1 protein-coding gene is annotated in these 668 nt (G+C 56.3%); it reads left to right on the forward strand.

Translation table 11 applies throughout. The features are described 5' to 3' along the window. Window positions 1–145 precede the first annotated feature (145 nt). The coding region (locus C2I19_RS19165) for a reverse transcriptase domain-containing protein (protein ID WP_255410710.1) at window positions 146–668 on the forward strand (523 nt) is incomplete at its 3' end.

Genomic DNA, 668 nt, shown 5'->3' on the forward strand with positions numbered 1-668 from the left:
GCGAGGCTGACAGTAGCGATGCGCCATCAAGGGACGGAGCAGCTCGTAGTAGTGATGAACTCGCTGTAATGGCGGGGGAGCGAAGGGGCTGCGTCATTCGGGTCACGAGTATTGCCAACCGGGAAGCCGGGAGGAGCAAGACAACATGACCAAGCCATTTACGATTTCCAAGGCATGGATCTGGAGAGCCTTTCAGAGTGTGAAAGCAAACGGAGGAGCATCAGGAGTAGATCACGAATCGATTGAAGCATTCGAAGAGCACCTTGGGCGAAACCTGTACAAATTGTGGAATCGGATGAGTTCCGGCAGCTACTTTCCGCCGCCGATCAAAGGCGTCCCGATTCCCAAGAAATCAGGTGGGGTGCGGCTGTTGGGTGTCCCGACAGTGGCCGACCGGGTTGCGCAGACAGCAGTCAAGATGATGCTGGAACCGACGCTGGAGCCGCTGTTTCATCCGGACTCTTATGGTTACCGACCGGGGCGCTCTGCGCTGGACGCGGTGGCCGTAGTGAGGCAGCGATGCTGGAAGTATGACTGGGTTCTTGAATTTGATATCAAAGGACTGTTCGACAACATCGATCACCAGTTATTGCTGAAGGCGCTCAGGAAGCATTGCCAGGAACCGTGGGTGCTGCTGTACGTCGAGCGCTGGCTGAAAGCGCCAATGC

The sequence above is a fragment of the Chromobacterium alticapitis genome (assembly GCF_002924365.1).
Taxonomy (GTDB): domain Bacteria; phylum Pseudomonadota; class Gammaproteobacteria; order Burkholderiales; family Chromobacteriaceae; genus Chromobacterium; species Chromobacterium alticapitis.